Below are 19,046 nucleotides of genomic sequence, written 5' to 3'. Positions count from 1 at the left end.
CCGCAGCCCGTCAGCGACACCACCGCCGCCCCCGTAGACGAGAACGACATACCAGTCGGTTCCCGCCGATATGGAGAAGGCGCTCTCGACAGGCCGGTGTGAGAGGCGTCACCCTGTCATTCATCCACGCGGGGAGGCATGGATGGGCAAGAGCCGCAGAACAATTCCGGAAGAGCTGTTGCTGCTCGCCCTGGACCCGACGACCGGGACCACGGCGCAGCCGCAATCACTCGACCTCGGCCTCGCCGGAGCACAGCTCGTCGAGCTGGCTCTGGCCGGACGGATAGCCCCTGACGGGGATCGTATCGCCGTGGTGCATCCACGGCCGACCGGAGATCCGACTCTGGACTCCGCGCTGGAACTGCTGCGCCGTCGCGGCAGCCCGGTGCGGGCGGTCCACTGGATCGGCGGGCCCCGGCTGGGGCTGCGCCAGACGTATCTCGCGCACCTGGAGCGGTGCGGCATGGTGCATGCCGTCCCGGGTCAGATGTGCGGGGTGCTGCCGACCACTCGGTATCAGGCGACCGACAGCGCGGTCAGCCGGGAGATCAGGTCCCGGCTGGACAGTGCGATCCGCACCGGCGTACCGCCGGACCCGCGGACCGCGGCGCTCGCCGCACTCGCCCACTCCGTGGGGCTCGGCAAGCATCTGTACCCGGGCAACGAGGGCCGGTCGTCCCGATCGCGCCTGCGGGACCTGATCAGGTACGACCCGATGGGCGGGCTCGTCGCGCACGCCGTGATGGACGTGCAGAACGGCGTGGCCGCGCAGCCGAAGCGCCCACCCGCCCAGGCTCAGCGAGCGGTGGCACACGGCACGATGGTCAGGGCCGGCGCCCGCTGAGGTCCAGCGCGTCCGAGTACGTCCAGTACGTCGAGCACACGGCAGTATCCGAACAGCTGAACATCAGAACAGCATGATGCGAGCAGCACCCCCGTACGAACCGTGCCGGCGGTACCGGCACCAACGAGCAACGCGCACCACGTAACGCAACCCGCAACGACGCAGGGCGGGCTGCGGTGCCCGTCGGCAGGGACAGGGCATCGCGGAGTCAGGTCCGTCCGCAGTGAGATCCCCTCCGGGAGCCGCTGTGCCGCGCGGGGTGACGGGCGCCGGACCGATGTCCGGGGCCCGGCGCCCCGCGCGGCACGTTTTTCCGCCCCGGGCTCCGTTGCGCCGCAAACGGAGTCCCCAGCGGCGGCTCACGCGCCCCGTGCGCCCCGGCGTACGCACCGGGCAAGTTTGTTACGACCATTCGCCAGCGCGGTGATGACCGCTAGTGGCAGGCTGCTGACCATCAGTACGGATCATCGTGGAGGTGCAGTTCCTGTGGTCGCCAACGTCAACCCCACCGTCAGGCGCCGCCGTCTGGGGTCGGAGCTGCGCAAGCTCCGTGAGGAGAAGGGGATGACGGCCGAGGAGGTCGCGGCCCGGCTCCTGGTGTCCCAGTCGAAGATCAGCCGCCTGGAGAACGGGCGGCGCAGCATCAGCCAGCGCGATGTCCGTGACCTGTGCGGGGTGTACGGCGTCGAGGACGTCCGCATCGTCGAATCCCTGATGCAGATGGCCAAGGAGTCCCGCCAGCAGGGCTGGTGGCACGCCTTCGGCGACATCCCCTACAGCGTCTACATCGGTCTTGAGACCGAGGCGGCGAGCCTGCGGGTCTTCGAACCCCAGGTGGTGCCTGGCCTGTTGCAGACCCCGGGGTACGCGTCGGCGATGATCGCGGGCAATCTGCCGGAGGCGACGGCCGAGCAGGTCGACAAGCGGGTCAACGTGCGGATGCGCCGCCAGGAGCGGATCACCGATCCCGACGGGCCGCTGCGGATGTGGGCGGTGGTGGACGAGGCGGCGCTGTGCCGCAAGGTCGGCGACGCGCAGATCATGCGTGAACAGCTGGAGCACCTGGTGGAGTTGAGCCACCTGCCGCATGTCACCGTCCAGGTGCTGCCGTTCGAGGCGGGCGCGCACCCGGGCCTGAGCGGGCAGTTCGCGGTGCTGGAGTTCACCGACGCCACCGACGCGACGGTGGTCTACCTGGAGGGCGTCACCAGCGACCTGTATCTGGAGAAGGACACCGATGTGCAGGCGTACAGCGTGATGTACGAGCATCTGAGGGCGCAGGCGCTGAGCGCGGAGGCGACCCGGCAGTTCATCGGCGAGGCCGTCCAGCGCTTCGCCTGAGCCGGCCGCACCGGTTCCGGCGGGGCGGCAGACGGGGACGCCTCGGGTGAAGGCGGTCAAAATACTCTACCGCCCGGCCAACTGGCAAGCGTTGCAAGGAATATGCCACCTGGTGGGTGAAGGCCCCACCCGGTAGGTGATGTTGGCGAGTAGCGTCGAGCGCAGTCAGGCAGTGGTGTACACCACATCTCCATGCTCGATGCAATTGCGGAGTACACCCCGCCGCCGTCACCAGCACAGACCGGAGCAGAGATGGCAATCAAGCTGGGCAGCACCCCCGCGTGGCGGAAGTCCTCGCGGTCCACCGGAAACGGTGCCTGTGTAGAAGTGAAGTCCCCGGCCGTCGCAGCCGTGGTGGTCCGTGACTCCAAGGACCCGCAGGGTCCGGTCCTCACCTTTTCCCCCCAGGCGTGGTCGGCCTTCGTCACCGACGTCGACCACGGTACGTACGACCTGCGCTGATCCTCCGGCACCCGCCGGTACCGACCGCAGTACCAGCAGCACAACCGCACAGCACGACCGCAAAGGCCCTCTCGACCGGCCGCCGTCCTGGCCGAGGGGGCTCGCTGCTGTCCAGGGCCGGGGCACGTGCCCGCCCCCGTGCCCCGGCCCCGGGGCACGATCGTCGGCCGGATGCTGAAAAGTGTCTGGACAGTACATCGAATGTTCGTAGGCTGCCGCACATGACGACGACCGCCGCAGCCACGGCTCTGCCCGCACTCGCCGCCCGCGCGCGGGAGACCGGCGCCTCGCCGGTACGGGAGATCCTGGCGCTGACCGCCCGGCCCGAGGTGATCTCGTTCGCCGGCGGGCTGCCGGCCCCCGAACTCTTCGACGCCGACGGCATCGGGGCGGCGTACGACCGGGTGCTCGCCGAGCGGGCCGGCACGGTGCTGCAGTACTCGACCACCGAGGGCGATCCGGCACTGCGGGCCGCGGTGGCCGCCCGGCTGACCCGGCGGGGGCTGGCCACCGGCGCGGACGGCCTGCTGGTGACGGGCGGTTCGCAGCAGGGCCTGGCGCTGCTGGCGACCGTCCTGCTGGAGCCGGGCGATGTGGTGCTGGTGGAGAATCCGACGTATCTGGCCGCGCTTCAGTGCTTCGGCTTCGCGGGCGCCCGGGTGGTGCCGGTGCCGACCGACGACGACGGGGTGCTGCCGGACGCGCTGGAGGAACTGGTGCTGCGCGAGCGGCCGAAGCTGCTCTACCTGATCCCGGACTTCCAGAACCCGACCGGCCGCACGCTGCCCGCCGAGCGCCGCCGCGCGGTCGCCCGGGTGGCCGGGCGGCACGGGCTGTGGATCGCCGAGGACGACCCGTACGGCGAACTGCGCTTCGAGGGCGGCCAGCAGCCGTGGATCACCTCCTACGAGGACGCCGCCGACCGTACGGTGCTGCTGGGCAGTTTCTCCAAGGTGATGGCGCCCGGGATGCGGCTCGGCTGGCTGCGGGCGCCCGACGCGCTGCTGCGGCCCTGCGTGATCGCCAAGCAGGCGGCGGATCTGCACACCTCGACGGTGGATCAGGCCGCTGCCGCCCGCTACCTGGCGGACAACGACCTGGACGCGCATCTGGGCCGGGTGCGTACGGCCTATCGGGCCCGCCGCGACGCGCTGCTCGCGGGGCTGCCCACGGCGCTGCCGGCCGGCAGTACCTGGAACCGTCCGGAGGGCGGGATGTTCGTCTGGGTGCGGCTGCCGGCGGGCCAGGACGCCACCGCGCTGCTGCGTAACGCGATCGCGCATGATGTCGCCTACGTACCTGGCGCTCCCTTCTATGCCGCCGCGCCTGACCTGGCGTCGCTCCGGATGTCGTTCACGACGCACACGCCCGAGGAGATCACCGAGGGGCTGCGCCGCCTGGCACTGGCCTTCGGCTGACGGTCCGCCAGCGCCTTCTCCCGACCCCTTTCCGTGCCGTACGGGACCCGCTCCCGTACGGCGCTGCGTCGTGCCCGCCTGCGGGCAGGCGTCCTTGCGGGCAGGCGTCGTACGGTGCCGCGCCCAGCGAAGTGCCCGCTCATCGTGGGTTCGCGGTCCGGGTCATGACAATGCCAAAGGAAGTAAAGAGCGAGCAAAATCGTTCGGCTTTCTGATCTGAATTCAGACTCTTGAACGCCAGAACCCTTGACCGGCCTCCGAGCCGGCGGTTCAATCCCGGAAGTCCCCACTCCCGCACGGGGGCGACCCGCCCGGACGAACGCCACAGCGAAGTGCGTCCCGTTCACAAGGCGGATCCCCTGGAGGGGACAATGAACAGTCTCGACTGGACCGTGCTCATCGCCTACTTCGGCGTTATGGTCGCGATCGGCGTGTGGTCGCACAGACGCGTCGACACCGTCAGCGACTACTTCACCGCGGGTGGCAGGATGCCGTGGTGGCTGTCCGGCATCTCGCACCACATGTCGGGCTACAGCGCGGTGATGTTCACCGGTTACGCCGGCATCTCCTACCAGTACGGCATCACCTCGTACGTCACCTGGGCGCTGCCCATCGCCATCGGGATCGCCATCGGCGCCAAGCTCTTCGCGCCGCGGCTGAACCGGGTCCGCTCCCGGCTGCATGTCTCCTCGCCGCTCGAATACCTCAAGAACCGCTACAACCTGACCACCCAGCAGGCGCTGGCCTGGTCCGGCGTGCTGCTGAAGATCGTCGACGTCGGGGCCAAGTGGGCGGCCATCGCCACCCTGCTGTCGGTCTTCACCGGGGTGACCATCACCCAGGGCATCGTCATCACCGGCGCGATCACCGCGGTCTACTGCACGGTCGGCGGGCTGTGGGCCGACGCGCTCACCGAGTTGGGCCAGTTCGCCATCCAGCTGGTGGCCGGTCTGGCGATGCTGGTCGCCGCGCTGAACAAGATCGGCGGCGTCAGCGGCATCTGGAAGGTCTGGGACGAACCGGCCCTCCGGCACCACGGCCACCCCACCGCAGGCCCGTACACCACCGTCTTCCTGCTCGCCTACCTCTTCATCAAGACCTTCGAGTACAACGGCGGCATGTGGAACCAGGCCCAGCGGTACATGGCCACGGGTTCCGCCAAGGAGGCCACCCGCAGCGCCATGCTCTCCTCGGCGCTGTGGTTCGTCTGGCCGGTCCTGCTGTTCTTCCCGATGTGGATCTCCCCGCTGCTGGTGCACGCCAAGAAGCCCGACGGCTCGGACTCCTACGCGCTGCTCACCGAACAGCTGCTGCCGCACGGGCTGCTCGGCCTGGTCGTGGTCGGCTTCTTCTCCCACACCATGGCCATGTGCTCCTCCGACGCCAACGCCATCTCGGCCGTCGTCACCCGTGACATCGCGCCCGCCTTCTCGCGGCAGGCCCGCGAGTGGACCACCCGCGTCGGGCTCGTCGCGGCCCGCGTCACCACGCTGGCCTTCCTCGGCCTGTCCATGGCGGTGGCCACGCAGGTCAACTCGGCGACGTTCAAGGACATCATCACGGTGGTGATCAAGTGGGTCGCCGGGCTCATGGGCCCGATCGCGATCCCCTTCATGCTGGGCCTGCTGCCCCGCTTCCGCCGCTCGGGACCCACCGCGGCGCTCACCAGCTGGGCGCTGGGCCTCTTCGCCTTCTACCTGCTCAACTACCCGATCAACGACGCCGTGTCCGGCGGGGTCAACCTCGAGTACCAGATCTCGCTGCCGCTCGCGGTCTCGCTGGTGCTCTACGTCGTCGTCGGGTGGATCAAGCCGGAGGACACCCCGGAGCGGGACGCGCTGCTCGCGAAGATCAACTCCGACGACGGAGGGGCGGCGGCAGTGGCACTGCCCGAACCCTCGGAGGCCGGGGACGACGTCCTGCGGCCGACCGCGGCCACCGAGTAGTCCGGCCGGCGGGCGGCCGCCCCTGCCTGCGCGCCGTCCGCCCCGCTCGCCCAGCCCCCGCCGGGACCTTCCCCGGACCGCCCGCCGGCGGGGGCTGGGGCAACCGGGGTCACGCCGCCGGGTAGCGGTCGAGCCAGGCCGGGCTGGCGCCTGAGGGGCCGTGCAGCGCGGGCGCCTGCGTCATCTCCATGGCGAAGTCGTCCGCGAGCTGGAGAATCGTGGCCCGGCCTTCGAGCTCCGCGATCCAGGCCGGCGGCAGCGCCGTCTCCCCGTGCTGGACGCCCAGCAGATTCCCGCAGATCGACCCGGTGGAGTCGCTGTCGCCGGAGTGGTTCACGGCGAGCAGCAGCCCGTGCCGGACGTCCTCGGCGACCAGGGCGCAGTAGACGCCGATCGCCAGCGACTCCTCCGCCGTCCAGCCCTCCCCCAGCGCCTCGACGCGCTGCGGCGACGGCATCCCCTGCCGCACGGCGCCCAGCGCGCTCTGCAGCGCGTCGGTGGTCTCCTGGTGGCCGGGACGCGCGCCGAGCAGGGCCAGGGCGTGCTGGACGGAGCCGTCGAGCGCCTCGCCGCGGGCGAGCCCGTGGATGATGACGGCGAACGCGCCCGCGGCCAGCTGCCCGGTGGGGTGGCCGTGGGTCTGCGCCGCGCACTCCACCGCGAGCTGGAAGACCAGTTGCGGCTCCCAGCCGACCAGCAGACCGAACGGCGCGGAGCGCATCACCGTGCCGCACCCTTTGGAACCGGGGTTCTTCGGCTCCTCCAGCGTGCCCATCCGGTCGTCGGACAGCCCGCTCAGACAGGCGTTGCCCGGCGCCCTGCGCGCGTAGAGCCACTCCTCGCGGGCGAGCCAGCCGGCGTCCTTGCGCCGCTCGTCGGGCCCCCACTCGCTCTGGGTGGCCGCCCAGCGGCGATACGCGCGATGTATGTCGGTGGGCGGGTGCCAGGCGCCGGTGTCCCGGCGCACCTGCGCGCGTATCAGGCCCTCGACGGTGAACAGCGTCATCTGCGTGTCGTCGGTGACCGCGCCGCGCCGCCCGTAGGCGGTGACGAAGTCGGTGACCCCGTCGGGTCCGTGGTTGCCCTGGATGGCTTCGAAGGACTCGAATTCGATCCCCGCGCCGAGCGCGTCGCCGATCGCCCCGCCGAGCAGACAGCCACGGACGCGGCTGCGGAAGTCCTGCTGCTGCGCGCGTCCCCAGACAGCGGTCAAAGCGGTCCCCTTCGATCTTCCCCCGATCCGAACCCGTTCTGCGCCTGCACGATAGCCGACGTGGCCAGGAGCGGAAGGGGTGCACGGGGTAGGTGAGGGTTGTCCCGGAAGGAGCACGTCCGGGGAGATGGCGGGATATCTCCCCGGCGCGCGCTCCGGCGCTCAGCGCCGCCTCAGCGGGTGGCGAGAACGCCGATCCCGTTGGCGACCGGCCGCTCGACGCCGGCCGCCGGGTGGCTGCGCACGGTCACCGCGGCGGCGCCCGGGTCGCGGGCGACCAGCGTCGTGGAGCCGCCGCCGTCCAGGTTGACGGCGTTGTCGCAGCCCAGCTCCCGCATCACGGTGGCCAGTTCGGCGATGGTCAGGCCGGCGTTGGACTCGGCGCTGCCGTCCAGGGCCAGCAGCCGCAGCGTCCGGCCGTGGTCGCCGAAGCCGGCCGCGGTCCTGGTCGCGGCGACCTTGTCGTCGAGGCCCGCGAGCGGGGCGCCGGCCCGCAGCACAGGGAAGCCGCCGATCGCGAAGGCGTAGGGGACGCGGGTCGCCGAGGGCGCCAGGTGCTCGTCGACCCGTACGCGGTCGCCCGGCCGCAGCGTACGCAGGGTGTCGGCGCCGGCGTCCCGGCCGAGCAGGACGGTGGTGCCGCGCGGGACGTCGCCGGCACCGGGGGTGTCCGCCACCGAGACGACGCGGCCGGCACGGACGGCGACCTCGTAGGTGTCGGTGCTGCAGCCGGCCGCGCGCGAGGTGTCGCTGCCGCAGACGGCCCGGCCGCGCGAGGTCGCGCCCCAGTCCGCGGTGTACGCGCCGATGCCGCCGACCGGCAGCGCGTACTGGTTGAAGCCGCCCAGCGGGTACGTGCCCTGTGCCGTCCGCACCTGGCCGTGCAGGGTCAGCGTGTCCAGCCGCGCCCTGCGGTCGACGCCGACGCCCAGCACGTCCTGGGTCGTCTCGCCGGACGGCAGTCCGGGACCGAACCGCTGGGCGTTCGGCACGGCCGCCTTCAGCTGGCGGCCCGAGCCGATCTCCGGGCCGACGGAGGAGCCGGTGGGGGTGACGCCGGGGTGCTGGGTCTCGTCGATGTTGAAGAAGTCGCCGTTCACGGCGGCGACCGCGTGCCGGGTGTCGGCCAGTTGCGAGACCGCCGCACGGGCGGCCACCGCGCCCGGCGTCAACAGGTCGACTCGCACGTGCCGGTCACTCAGGTCCATGGTCAGCAGGTGGCCGTGGACGGTGCCTTGCACCGCCTGCACGGTGAAGTCCTGGTAGTCCACGCCGTGCGCCAGCCGCTCTTCCTGACCGTACGTCACCGGTCCCGCGGCCGCCTGCGCGCTGCCGGCGCCGCCGACCGTCCCGGCCACCACCGCCGCGAGCAGCGCTGCCGCGCACATGCCTGCCTGACGTCGCCTCATGTCCCCTCCGCCTCTCGGGTATTCATACGACCCGACTACATCACTCCCCCGGCGCCCGGACGCGAACACGGAACGACGCGGCCGTGAAGACTCGCCTGCGGCGCGCATTCATACGACCGCGCCGGCCGCTGGGCCGCGGAGACGGTGCGGGCCCCTCTTCTGGCGGCTGCCACCCGCAGTGGGCGCTTTGCTGCCGCGGTGATGCGGCTGGGCGCGCACTTCCCGCGCGCCCGTGCCCCGGGGCGCAGTTCCGCGTGGCCCGGGGTGCTCCCCGCAGAGGGGTTATTCGCCCAGCAGGGGGAGCAGTTCGGGGAGGTGGCCGTCGGAGCACAGGCCGGCGGCGACGCGCTCGGCGGGGACCTCGCCGTAGAGGGTGGTGCGCTGCCGGGAGGGGCGGCCCGCGGCATCGGCGATGGCGACCAGGTCGCGGATCGACCGGTAGGAGCCGTAGCTGGAGCCCGCCATACGGGAGATGGTCTCCTCCATCAGCGTGCCGCCGAGGTCGTTCGCCCCCGAGCGGAGCATGTCCGCCGCGCCGTCCGCGCCCAACTTCACCCAGCTGGTCTGGATGTTGGTGATGTGCGGGTGCAGCAGCAGCCGGGCCATCGCGGTCACGGCGCGGTTGTCGCGGGCGGTCGGGCCGGGGCGGGCGATGCCCGCGAGGTAGACGGGCGCGTTGGTGTGGATGAAGGGCAGCGTCACGAACTCGGTGAAACCGCCGGTGCGCTGCTGGATCTCGGCGAGCAGCCGCAGGTGGCCGAGCCAGTGGTGGGGCTGGTCCACATGGCCGTACATCATGGTGGACGAGGAGCGGATGCCCAGCTCGTGAGCGGTGCTGACCACCTCGACCCAGGTGGCGGTGGGCAGCTTGCCCTTGGTCAGGACCCAGCGCACCTCGTCGTCGAGGATCTCCGCCGCGGTGCCGGGGATCGAGTCCAGGCCCGCCTCCTTGGCGGCGATCAGCCAGTCGCGGATCGACATCCCGGTGCGGGTGGCGCCGTTGACGACCTCCATCGGCGAGAAGGCGTGCATGTGCATGCCGGGGACACGGGCCTTGACCGCCCGCGCGATGTCGAAGTACGCCGTGCCCGGCAGGTCCGGGTGGATACCCCCCTGCATGCACACCTCGGTCGCACCGACCTCCCACGCCTGCTCGACCCGGTCGGCGACCTGGTCCAGGGAGAGCGTGTACGCGTCGGCGTCGGTGCGGCGCTGCGCGAAGGCGCAGAAACGGCAGCCGGTGTAGCAGACGTTGGTGAAGTTGATGTTCCGCGTCACGATGTACGTGACCTCGTCGCCGACGACATCGCGCCGCAGGTCGTCCGCGATGCGGCACAGCGCGTCCAGCGCCGGGCCGTCGGCGTGCAGCAGCGCCAGCGCCTCGGCGTCGGTGAGCCTCGTCGGGTCGTCCGCCGCGGTGGACAGCGCCTTGCGGACGTCGGCGTCCACCCGGTCGGGCACCATGCCGGGCGCCGCCTGCTCGCGCAGCTCCTCCCAGTCGCCGTAGACGTCGTCGAAGTCGTCCCTGCGGTCGGACGTACGGCCCTCGGTGTCGATCGTGCGGTGCAGGTCCGTACGCCCGCCGGCCGCCGGGAAGGCCTCGTCGGGCTCCTGCCACGGCCGGCCCGTCACCACGGCGTCCTCGCGGGCGAGGCCCGTCTCGGGGTCGGCCAGCGCCCGGACGTGCGGGACCAGGCGCGGGTCGAGCCAGGGCTCGCCGCGCAGCACGAACTCCGGGTAGATGGTCAGCCGTTCCCGCAGCGCGAAGCCCGCGTCGGCGGTGCGGGCCGCCAGGTCGTCGATCTGCGGCCACGGGCGCTCGGGGTTGACGTGGTCCGGCGTCAGCGGCGAGACACCGCCCCAGTCGTCGATCCCGGCCTCGATGAAGCGGGCGTACTCGCCGTCCACCAGATTCGGCGGCGCCTGGATACGGGCCGAGGGGCCGAGCACCACCCTGGCCACCGCGATGGCCGCGGCCAACTCCTCCAGCTCCGCGTCGGGCATGCCGCGCATCGCGGTGTCCGGCTTGGCGCGGAAGTTCTGGACGATCACTTCCTGGACGCCGTGGTAGCGGCGGGCGGTGCGGCGGATCGCGAACAGCGCGTCGGCTCGCTCCTCGTAGGTCTCCCCGATGCCGATCAGGACGCCGGTGGTGAACGGCACGTTGGAGCGGCCGGCGTCCTCCAGGACCCGCAGCCGTACCGCGGGCTCCTTGTCCGGCGAACCGAAGTGCGGGCCGCCGCGCTCCGACCACAGCCGGGTCGCCGTCGTCTCCAGCATCATGCCCATGGACGGCGCCACCGGCTTGAGCCGCTGCAGATCCGTCCACGACAGCACCCCGGGGTTGAGGTGCGGCAGCAGCCCGGTCTCCTCCAGCACCCGGATCGACATCGCGCGCACATACGCGAGGGTGTCGTCGTAGCCGTGCGCGTCCAGCCACTCCCGCGCCTCGGGCCAGCGGTCCTCCGGGCGGTCCCCGAGCGTGAACAGCGCTTCTTTGCAGCCCATTTCGGCGCCGCGCCGGGCGATGTCCAGCACCTCGTCCGGCGAGAGGTACATGCCGTGGCCTTCCCGGCGCAATTTGCCGGGCACGGTCACGAAGGTGCAGTAGTGGCAGGTGTCCCTGCACAGCCGCGTCAGCGGTATGAAGACCTTCCGCGAATACGTGATGACGCCGGGCCGGCCGGCCGCCTCCAGCCCGGCGTCCCGCACCCGGGCCGCCGTCGCGGCCAGCCGCTCCAGGTCGCCGCCGCGCGCCTGCAACAGCACGGCGGCCTCCCCCGTGTCGAGGGCGACACCTTCCGCTGCGCGGTGCAGGGCGCGGCGCATGGCGTTCTCGGTGGGCAGCGGCGAGGTCATCCCCCGAGCATAGGTCGCCCCTGCGACATTCCACTGCCCGCGCCGCCCCGCGCCCCCTGTCACCAATCTCTCCCACCCGCGGGGAATACCCCCCGCTGCCCGTGGCCTTGCCCTTCCGACCCCACCGGCCGTCGCGCGACGACGGACCGCCACCGCCCCAGGGGCGCCCCCTGCCGCAGAGGGCAACCCACCACCGGCGCGGGGAACCGCGCGCGCAACCCACCACCGGCTGGTGGTCCGGGTTCGGCAGCAACTGCCCCTTTGGGGCGGTGACGACCCGCGCCACGGTGGTGGGCTGGTCGCGCAGTTCCCCGCGCCGGTGGTGGGCACCCCTGCGTAAGGGAGACCGACCGGGCACCGCGCCCGGCGGAAGGGCGCCCCCCGCGGAAGGGGCACCGTGAAGCCACCGCGGCCAGCGGGGTGGCTGGGGTTCGGGTGACGGTTCACCGTCGCACAGGGTGTGGTCACCCGCGCGTCACCCGCCGACGCGACCGTACGCCTTATGGACCGACGCGACGTACTCAAACTGTCCGCACTGGCAAGTGCCACCACCGTGCTTACGCTGGCCCCCGTGGACTTCGCCTCAGCCTCCGGCTCCTCGGCCGCCGGCGGCACCGGCGGCACCGGCTCCTCGTCAGGCCAGGACCTGACGAGGACTGTCACCGGCCATCTCCCCACCGGCGTCGCCGACTTCGTCTACCTGCCGGTCGAGGTGCCGCGCGGGATGCGGCAGATCGCCGTGTCGTACACCTACGACCGGCCGGCCGTGCCGGCCGGGACGCTGGGCAACGCGTGCGACATCGGCGTCTTCGACCAGCACGGCACCGGTCTCGGCGGGCGCGGCTTCCGCGGCTGGTCGGGCGGGGCGCGTACCGAGTTCGCGATCAGCGCGGAGGAGGCCACGCCGGGCTACCTGGCCGGGCCGGTCGACGCGGGCACCTGGTACGTCGTCCTCGGGCCGTACACGGTGGCGCCGCAGGGCCTGGACTACTCGGTGACGGTGACCCTCACGCCCGGCGAGCGGGGCCGCACCCCGAAGCCGGACTACCCGCCGGAGCAGATCGCCGGCCGCGGCCGCGGCTGGTACCGCGGTGACTGCCACCTGCACACCGTGCACTCCGACGGCAAGCGCACGCTGGAGCAGCTGGCCGCGCTGGCCCGGGCGGCGAAGCTGGACTTCATCAACTCCAGCGACCACAACACCAGCTCCGCGCACCCCTTCCTCGGCCCGCTGGCGGGCGACGACCTGCTGATCCTCACCGGCGAGGAGGTGACCACCCGCAACGGTCACTACCTGGCGATCGGCCTGGACGGCGGCGAGTTCGTGGACTGGCGCTACCGGGCGCGTGACGACGCCTTCGACTCCTTCGCCCGGCAGATCCGCCGGGCGGGCGGCATCGTGGTGCCGGCTCACCCGTACGGCACGAGCCTGGCCAGCCAGTGGAAGTTCGGCTACGACAACGTCGACGCCATCGAGGTCTGGAACGGTCCCTGGACCAGCGACGACGAGGCGTCCCTGCTGACCTGGGACAACCTGCTGACCGGCGCGGTCCGCCGCGGCGACGACCACTGGATCCCGGCGATGGGCAACTCCGACGCCCACCGGGACCCCGATGTCGTGGGCCTGCCGCAGACCGTCGTGCTCGCCGACGGCCTCAACCGCCGCGCCCTCCAGGCGGGTATCCGGGCCGGCCACTCCTGGATCGCCGAGAACGCCGGCGTCCAGCTCGCCTTCACCGCCTCGGGTCCGCGCGGCGAGCACGCGGGGATCGGCGACCGGCTGTCCGTCGCGTCCGACGCCGAGGTGACGGTGCGCCTGACCGTCTCCGGCGTCGCCGCCGACTCACTGCTGCGGCTGGTCTCCGACGAGGGCCAGGTCTTCGCGGCGCCGCTGCCCGCGTCGGGCACGGTCGACTGGCAGACCACGGCCTCGCTCGCCGCCTACGTCCGCGCCGAGGTCCGCCACCCGGCGCCCGCGGGCACCCCGGCCGGCGTCCCGGGCCCGGCCGCGGCGATCACCAACCCGATCTGGCTGGGCCGCAAGTAGCACCGGACGCCCGCGCCCCCCGACGGGGCGCGGGCGGCCACCGGCCTGCCATCGAAGGGCCGTCAGCCGAGACGCCCGGCGTCGGGCCAGGCCATACGGAACTTGGCCGGGGCGCCGTGCAGCCGTGCCGGGTCGCCGCCCGGGGCGCCGACGAGGGCGGTCTCCACATGGGCGGCGCCCATTGCCTGGTAGAAGGCCCGGGCGGCCGCGTTCTGTTCGAGCACCCACAGGTAAAGGGCGGGCGACGCCGCCCGGGCGGTGACCTGCTGGGCGGCGAGGGCGAGCAGCGCCCGGCCCACTCCCGTACGCTGCCGGGCCGCCGTGACGTGCAGGTTGTCCACCAGGCTGCCCCACTTCGCGTCGTCGTCCAGGACGACGTGGACGAAGCCGACCGCGCCGCCGTCGGCCTCCTCGGCGAGCAGCGTGGACGTGCCGGCGGGTGCGCCGAGGCGGCCCGACCAGACGGCCAGGCGGTCGGCGAGGACGTCGCCGTCGAGATAGGCGTCGGCGTACGCCCCGCGGTAGTGGCGCCGCCAGCTGTCCGCGTGCAGCCCGGCCACCGCCTCCGCGTCGCCGGGTCCCGCGGTACGGAACTGCGCTGTCATGCCGCTCCCTTGTGCTGTCTGTCCGACCCCGGACCGCAGTCAACAGCACTCCCGAAGCACTCGGCGAACGGATTACGCCCCTGACCGGCCACGGGTGGATAACCGAGGGGCGGAAGCCGCGGCCTGCGCCGTCAGCCCGTCACGCGCACCGGGAGCAGGATCCGCCAGACGGCCTCCGCCAGGCCGTGCACCGCCGCGATCCAGCCGACGTTCTCCTCGTCCGTGCCGAGCCTGACCGCCTGGGCGAGCTCGGTCAGGACCTCGGCGAGGTCGCCGTGGCACATCGCGGCTTCGAGCCGTCCGCCCGCCGGGCCGTCGTCGTGGTAGCAGTGGTACGCCGGGGCGCCGCGCAGGACGCCGACCGGGCGCCACTGCGTGGCCAGCCGCCACACCGGCTCGCCGCCGACACGGACGCCGTCCGCCTCGACGACCTGCGTCCGGTTGCGGTCGACGTCGAGCGCGTGCCAGCCGTCGGTGCCGGTGAGGATGAGGTCGGGGGCGCAGCGCTGCACCGCACGCGGCACGGGGTGGGTGGCGCCGGGCCCGGCCAGCACGAGCGGGACCGCGGCCATGCCGGCGTAGAGGCAGCCGAAGAAGGCGCCTGCCAGGTCGGGTCCCTCGGGGTAGACGAGCAGGACGCGGCTGCCGGGGCTCAGCAGCGTGCCGAGCCGGGCGGCGATCGCCCGGGCGCGGCGGTCCAGTTCGGCGAAGCTGCATCCGGCGGTGCCGGTTCCGGCGCCGGCCCGGCCCTCGAAGGGCAGCTCGGGCACCACGGTCGGGTGCCGTTCCGCCCGCCGGCGCAGCAGCGGTCCCGGCAGCCTGCCGCCGTCTCCCGCGACGGGCCGGGCGCCACCGCCACCACCGCCGCCCGGCCGCGATCTGCGCGGCTTGCTGTGTTTTCCGCCGCTCATGGCAGCGGTCTCCCGCGGCGCAGGGTGGTGCGCCGAATAAGCGGGACTCGGCGGCTGGGCGGCATGGAGCGGCCGTACGGACTCCCGCTGGGGCCGTCCCCACCAGCCGGACTGCCCGCCCAGGGCGCCGGTCCCGTCGAGCGCGCCGGTGCCGTCCAAGGTGTTTCGGGGGCGGGTACGGGGCTCGTACGCCCCTGCCGCATAGCCGCCGGTTCCGTCGCCGCCGGCCTCGTGGGCGCCCGGCGCACCGGGCTCATCGGGCGTACGGGGACCCCGTACCACCGTCGGATACGAACCTCCCACGCGATCCGCACATTTCGCACACATCGCGGCTCAGCTACCCGTCCTGTCGCGCAAAGCCCCACGGCACGATCCATCGCCAGACACCACAACCTCCGCGCACGCACTGACGGAACATCGAATTCGGCCCAACTTCCGCCGTTGGGCCGGTTAGGGACCCGCATGGGGTGACCCGGGGCCGCCCGACACGGCAAACTGACACGGACGGGGCCGAACCAACGGTTCCGCCGACGGGTGCCATGCGGACAACTGTTCCGTCCGGCGATGAATGATTGATATACGCGCGGAGAGCCGACCCGGCACTTGTCATGACCGGTGCGGCTTCGGTGCGGTTCAGGGGGCAGGAATGGGAAGCGGGACGGAACCGGGCGGCGGCCTGCGGTTCGCGGTCCTCGGGCCGGTGCGCGCATGGCGCGGCGACCAGCCGATCGCCACCGGCGCGCCGCAGCAGCGCGCCCTGCTGGCCGTACTGCTGCTGCGCGGCGGCCGGACGGCCACCGCGTCGGAGCTGCTGGACGCCCTGTGGGGTGAGACACCGCCCAACACCGCGCTGGCCGCCCTGCGGTCGTATGCCTTCCGGCTGCGCAAGGCGCTCGGCTCGGAAACCCTGGTCACCGACTCGGGCGGCTACGCGATCGCCATCCCCGTCGAGGCGCTGGACGCCACCCTGGTCGAGCAGCTGGCCGCCGAGGCGGAGAAGGTGCGCCAGGCCGATCCTGCGCAGGCCCGCGGACTCATGGTCAGCGCGCTGGACATGTGGAACGGCGAGCCGCTGGCCGGGCTGCCGGGGCCGTTCGCCGAGACCCAGCGGGGCCGGCTCGCCGAATGGCACCTCGGCCTGATCGAGGTGCGCCTCGAACTCGACCTGGAGATGGGCGCCCACGCCGAGGCCGTCTCCGAGCTGACCGCGATCACCGCCGAGCACCCGCTGCGCGAGCGGCTGCGCGGCCTGCTGATGCTCGCCCTCTACCGCAGCGGCCGGCAGGCCGAGGCCCTCGGCGTCTACGCCGACACCCGGCGGCTGCTGGCCGACGAGCTGGGCATCGACCCCTCCGCCGAGCTCAGCGACCTGCACCAGCGCATCCTGGAGGCGGACACCGCCCTCGCCCCTCCGCAGGGGGCCGCCGCGCCCGGCGCGCCGGAGATCCTGCGCCCCGCGCAACTGCCGGCCACCGTCTCCGACTTCACCGGCCGCACCGCCTTCGTCCGCGAGCTCGGCGAGCAGCTGGCCTACGCCTCTGAGGGCAGCGGCGTGATGGCGGTCTCCGCGGTCGCGGGCATCGGCGGCGTCGGCAAGACCACGCTCGCCGTGCAGGTCGCGCACGAGGCCCGCGAGGCCTTCCCCGACGGGCAGCTCTACGTCGACCTGCAGGGCACCGGGCCGCGGCCGGCCGAACCCGAGGCGGTCCTCGGCTCGTTCCTGCGCGCCCTGGGCCTGCCCGACGCCGCGATCCCCGAATCGCTGGCCGACCGCGCCGCGCTCTACCGCTCCACCCTCGACGGGCGCCGGGTCCTCGCACTGCTCGACAACGCCTACGACGCCGCCCAGATCCGGCAGTTGCTGCCCGGCACACCGGGCTGCGCCGCCCTGGTCACCAGCCGGGTGCGGATGGTGGACCTGGCGGGCGCGCACCTGGTGGACCTCGACGTGATGTCGCCCGAGGAGTCGCTGCTGCTCTTCACCCGGATCGTCGGCGAGGAGCGGGTCAACAGCGAACGGCAGGCCGCCCTGGACGTGGTCGCCGCCTGCGGCTTCCTGCCGCTCGCGATCCGTATCGCCGCCGCCCGCCTCGCCGCCCGCCGCACCTGGACGGTGTCGGTGCTGGCCAACAAGCTCGCCGACCACCGGCGGCGGCTGGACGAGCTGCGGGCCGGCGACCTCGCCGTCAAGGCCACGTTCGCCCTGGGCTACGGCCACCTGTCGCCGGCCCAGGCCCGCGCCTTCCGGCTGCTGTCGCTGCCCGAGGGCCCGGACATCTCGCTGGACGCCGCGGCCGCCGTGCTGGACCTGGACCGCTACCAGACCGAGGACCTGCTCGAAGCGCTGGTCGACATCAGCCTCATCGAGTCCGCCGCCCCGGCCCGCTACCGCTTCCACGACCTGCTGCGGCTCTACGCCCGCGAGCGCGCCGAGGCCGACGAGACCCCCGAGGACCGCTGCGCGGCGCTCTCCCGGCTGCTGGACTTCTCGCTGGCCTCCGCGGTGTCCGCGTACGCGCTGGAGAATCCCGGCGACCGCATCATGGACCACCTCGCGCCGACCAGCCATCCCGGGCTGTCCTTCGGCACCAGGGAGGAGTCCCTGAACTGGCTGTTCTCCGAGGCCCAGGGGCTGCTCGCGACCGTGCAGCAAGCCGCGGACAACGGCTGCGCGAGCTTCCTGCGGCGCGCGGTCGACGTGCTGCTCGCCGCCCAGGACCTGATGGAGTCCGGTGTCTACGCGCGGCAATACGAGCAGGCCACCCGCGCCCTGGTCGGCACCGCCAGGGCCTGCGGCGACACCCTGGTCGAGGGCCGCGGCCGGGTGTGGCTGGGGGAACTGCTGCGGCTCTCCGGCCGGTTCCAGGCGGCGGAGGAGGAGACCAAGCGCGCGCTGCTGCTCGGGCTGGCCGCCGGGGATCCGATGGCCTGCAGCTACGCGCCGAACCTGCGCGGCATCCTGGCCCTGCGGGACCTCCGCTTCGCCGAGGGCGCGGAGTGCCTGACCAGCGCCCTGGACGCCTTCAGGGCGGACGGCAACAAGCACGGCGAGGCCGCGGCACTGAGCAACCTGGCACGCGCGCAACTGGATCTGGGCGACGGCGACGCCGCCATCGCCGCCGCTGAGCGTGTGGTGGCCATCTACCGCGAGCTCGGCGCCGGGGTGCGGCTGGGCAACGGCCTCTACTCGATGGGCATCACCCTCACCGCCACCGGCTCCCACGACGACGCGCTGGGCTGCCTCACCGAGGCGCTGGAGATCTTCCGAGCCGCCCGCCAGCAGTTCTGGGAGGGCCTGACCCTCTACCGGCTGGCCCAGCTCCACCTCGCCGCCGGCCGTTACCGGCAGTCGGCCGCGCACGTCGAGCAGGCACTGGTGATCATGCGCGAGATCGGCGGCGACTGGCGCACGGCGAACGCGCTGACCGTACTGGGCCGCGCCCTCGACGCGATGGGGCAGGAAGTGCGCGCGCACGCCTGCTGGCACGACGCCCTGGCCGCCTACTCGGCGCTGGGCTCACCGGAGGCCGCTGAGGTGCGCCGACTCCTCGGCGACGCGTCCCCGTCGGCGCCTGACGCGTCCGCCGCGGTCTGACGGACGACCGACATTGACCCAACTGAGGCCGTTTATCAGTTGATTATCGGTGAGTGCCACGATTCCATCACTGCACGAGCTGCCCGCTCGGCGGTGCACGGGGGTCGCTGCCGGGCGGGCGTCACGACAGCGTCCCCAAGCCGGACACGCACACAGGAGAGCACCATGAGCGCACAGCAGCCGAAGGTCCCGAACGCCGGCGACGGCACCGTCGACCCGGACAACTTCCACGCCGAGGGCACGCCCGAGTCGCCCGTGGACGCGCCGGCCACCAAGCCCGGCACGGTGCAGCCGGACAACTTCCACGCCGAGGGCACCAAGCAGTAGGACGCCCGCGGTCTAGGTCCCACGGGGGGAACCGGGGGGACGGGGATCGGGGGAAACGGGGGGTGCCGC

Annotated in this window: 13 protein-coding genes; 8 read left to right on the top strand and 5 right to left on the bottom strand. The window is 72.8% G+C overall.

Annotation, left to right across the window (positions count from 1 at the left end; translation table 11 throughout):
• Nucleotides 1-142: 142 nt before the first annotated feature.
• From OG702_RS22350 to OG702_RS22330, 5 genes are all read left to right on the top strand, one after another.
• Nucleotides 143-844, top strand: coding sequence for a GOLPH3/VPS74 family protein (locus tag OG702_RS22350; protein ID WP_327290693.1), 702 nt, complete (start codon nt 143-145; stop codon nt 842-844).
• Between the two features lie 486 nt (nt 845-1,330).
• Entirely contained in the window at nt 1,331-2,185 is an 855-nt protein-coding gene (locus OG702_RS22345) for a helix-turn-helix domain-containing protein (protein WP_327290692.1), read from the top strand.
• Between the two features lie 252 nt (nt 2,186-2,437).
• On the top strand, nt 2,438-2,647 hold the full coding sequence (locus OG702_RS22340; RefSeq protein WP_327290691.1) for a DUF397 domain-containing protein: 210 nt from the start codon (nt 2,438-2,440) through the stop codon (nt 2,645-2,647).
• 221 nt (nt 2,648-2,868) lie between these two features.
• Nucleotides 2,869-4,065 carry an aminotransferase-like domain-containing protein gene (locus OG702_RS22335; protein WP_327290690.1) on the top strand — a complete coding sequence of 399 codons (1,197 nt, stop codon included), beginning with the start codon at nt 2,869-2,871 and terminating at the stop codon, nt 4,063-4,065.
• A 371-nt stretch (nt 4,066-4,436) separates the two neighbouring features.
• Nucleotides 4,437-6,011 (top strand): sodium:solute symporter family protein, encoded by a 1,575-nt coding sequence (locus tag OG702_RS22330; RefSeq protein ID WP_327290689.1) that lies wholly within the window; start codon nt 4,437-4,439, stop codon nt 6,009-6,011.
• 109 nt (nt 6,012-6,120) lie between these two features.
• Here OG702_RS22330 and OG702_RS22325 read toward each other — a convergent pair whose 3' ends face one another.
• From OG702_RS22325 to OG702_RS22315, 3 genes are all read right to left on the bottom strand, one after another.
• Complete coding sequence (locus tag OG702_RS22325) at nt 6,121-7,224, bottom strand: ADP-ribosylglycohydrolase family protein (RefSeq protein WP_327290687.1); 1,104 nt, start codon at nt 7,222-7,224, stop codon at nt 6,121-6,123.
• A 173-nt stretch (nt 7,225-7,397) separates the two neighbouring features.
• Complete coding sequence (locus OG702_RS22320) at nt 7,398-8,633, bottom strand: phosphodiester glycosidase family protein (protein WP_327290686.1); 1,236 nt, start codon at nt 8,631-8,633, stop codon at nt 7,398-7,400.
• Nucleotides 8,634-8,915: 282 nt separating this feature from the next.
• Nucleotides 8,916-11,492 (bottom strand): bifunctional FO biosynthesis protein CofGH, encoded by a 2,577-nt coding sequence (locus OG702_RS22315; RefSeq protein ID WP_327290685.1) that lies wholly within the window; start codon nt 11,490-11,492, stop codon nt 8,916-8,918.
• A 502-nt stretch (nt 11,493-11,994) separates the two neighbouring features.
• Between OG702_RS22315 and OG702_RS22310 the strand changes: the two genes are divergently transcribed.
• Nucleotides 11,995-13,539, top strand: coding sequence for a CehA/McbA family metallohydrolase (locus tag OG702_RS22310; RefSeq protein ID WP_327290684.1), 1,545 nt, complete (start codon nt 11,995-11,997; stop codon nt 13,537-13,539).
• A gap of 62 nt (nt 13,540-13,601) precedes the next feature.
• Here OG702_RS22310 and OG702_RS22305 read toward each other — a convergent pair whose 3' ends face one another.
• Both OG702_RS22305 and OG702_RS22300 read right to left on the bottom strand, forming a co-directional pair.
• Nucleotides 13,602-14,144: a GNAT family N-acetyltransferase gene (locus OG702_RS22305; RefSeq protein ID WP_327290683.1), complete on the bottom strand. Its 543-nt coding sequence runs from the start codon at nt 14,142-14,144 to the stop codon at nt 13,602-13,604.
• A 131-nt stretch (nt 14,145-14,275) separates the two neighbouring features.
• Nucleotides 14,276-15,055, bottom strand: coding sequence for an AMP-binding protein (locus OG702_RS22300; RefSeq protein ID WP_327290682.1), 780 nt, complete (start codon nt 15,053-15,055; stop codon nt 14,276-14,278).
• Nucleotides 15,056-15,701: 646 nt separating this feature from the next.
• On the opposite strand from OG702_RS22300, the gene OG702_RS22295 reads away from it, so the two are divergent.
• Both OG702_RS22295 and OG702_RS22290 read left to right on the top strand, forming a co-directional pair.
• Complete coding sequence (locus OG702_RS22295) at nt 15,702-18,650, top strand: AfsR/SARP family transcriptional regulator (RefSeq protein ID WP_327290681.1); 2,949 nt, start codon at nt 15,702-15,704, stop codon at nt 18,648-18,650.
• A gap of 165 nt (nt 18,651-18,815) precedes the next feature.
• Entirely contained in the window at nt 18,816-18,977 is a 162-nt protein-coding gene (locus OG702_RS22290) for a hypothetical protein (RefSeq protein WP_327290680.1), read from the top strand.
• The last annotated feature ends 69 nt before the right edge of the window (nt 18,978-19,046 follow it).

This window comes from Streptomyces sp. NBC_01198, assembly GCF_036010485.1.
Lineage (GTDB): Bacteria > Actinomycetota > Actinomycetes > Streptomycetales > Streptomycetaceae > Actinacidiphila.
The sequence above is the reverse complement of the archived record's forward strand: the minus strand, read 5'-3'. Positions and strand labels throughout refer to the sequence as shown.

Coding starts and splice junctions, on each gene's coding strand:
- OG702_RS22350 (WP_327290693.1), top strand. CDS start 143: ATGGGCAAGAGCCGCAGAACAATTCCGGAAGAGCTGTTGCTGCTCGCC.
- OG702_RS22320 (WP_327290686.1), bottom strand. CDS start 8,633: ATGAGGCGACGTCAGGCAGGCATGTGCGCGGCAGCGCTGCTCGCGGCG.
- OG702_RS22335 (WP_327290690.1), top strand. CDS start 2,869: ATGACGACGACCGCCGCAGCCACGGCTCTGCCCGCACTCGCCGCCCGC.
- OG702_RS22300 (WP_327290682.1), bottom strand. CDS start 15,055: ATGAGCGGCGGAAAACACAGCAAGCCGCGCAGATCGCGGCCGGGCGGC.
- OG702_RS22305 (WP_327290683.1), bottom strand. CDS start 14,144: ATGACAGCGCAGTTCCGTACCGCGGGACCCGGCGACGCGGAGGCGGTG.
- OG702_RS22340 (WP_327290691.1), top strand. CDS start 2,438: ATGGCAATCAAGCTGGGCAGCACCCCCGCGTGGCGGAAGTCCTCGCGG.
- OG702_RS22290 (WP_327290680.1), top strand. CDS start 18,816: ATGAGCGCACAGCAGCCGAAGGTCCCGAACGCCGGCGACGGCACCGTC.
- OG702_RS22330 (WP_327290689.1), top strand. CDS start 4,437: ATGAACAGTCTCGACTGGACCGTGCTCATCGCCTACTTCGGCGTTATG.
- OG702_RS22310 (WP_327290684.1), top strand. CDS start 11,995: ATGGACCGACGCGACGTACTCAAACTGTCCGCACTGGCAAGTGCCACC.
- OG702_RS22295 (WP_327290681.1), top strand. CDS start 15,702: ATGGGAAGCGGGACGGAACCGGGCGGCGGCCTGCGGTTCGCGGTCCTC.
- OG702_RS22315 (WP_327290685.1), bottom strand. CDS start 11,492: ATGACCTCGCCGCTGCCCACCGAGAACGCCATGCGCCGCGCCCTGCAC.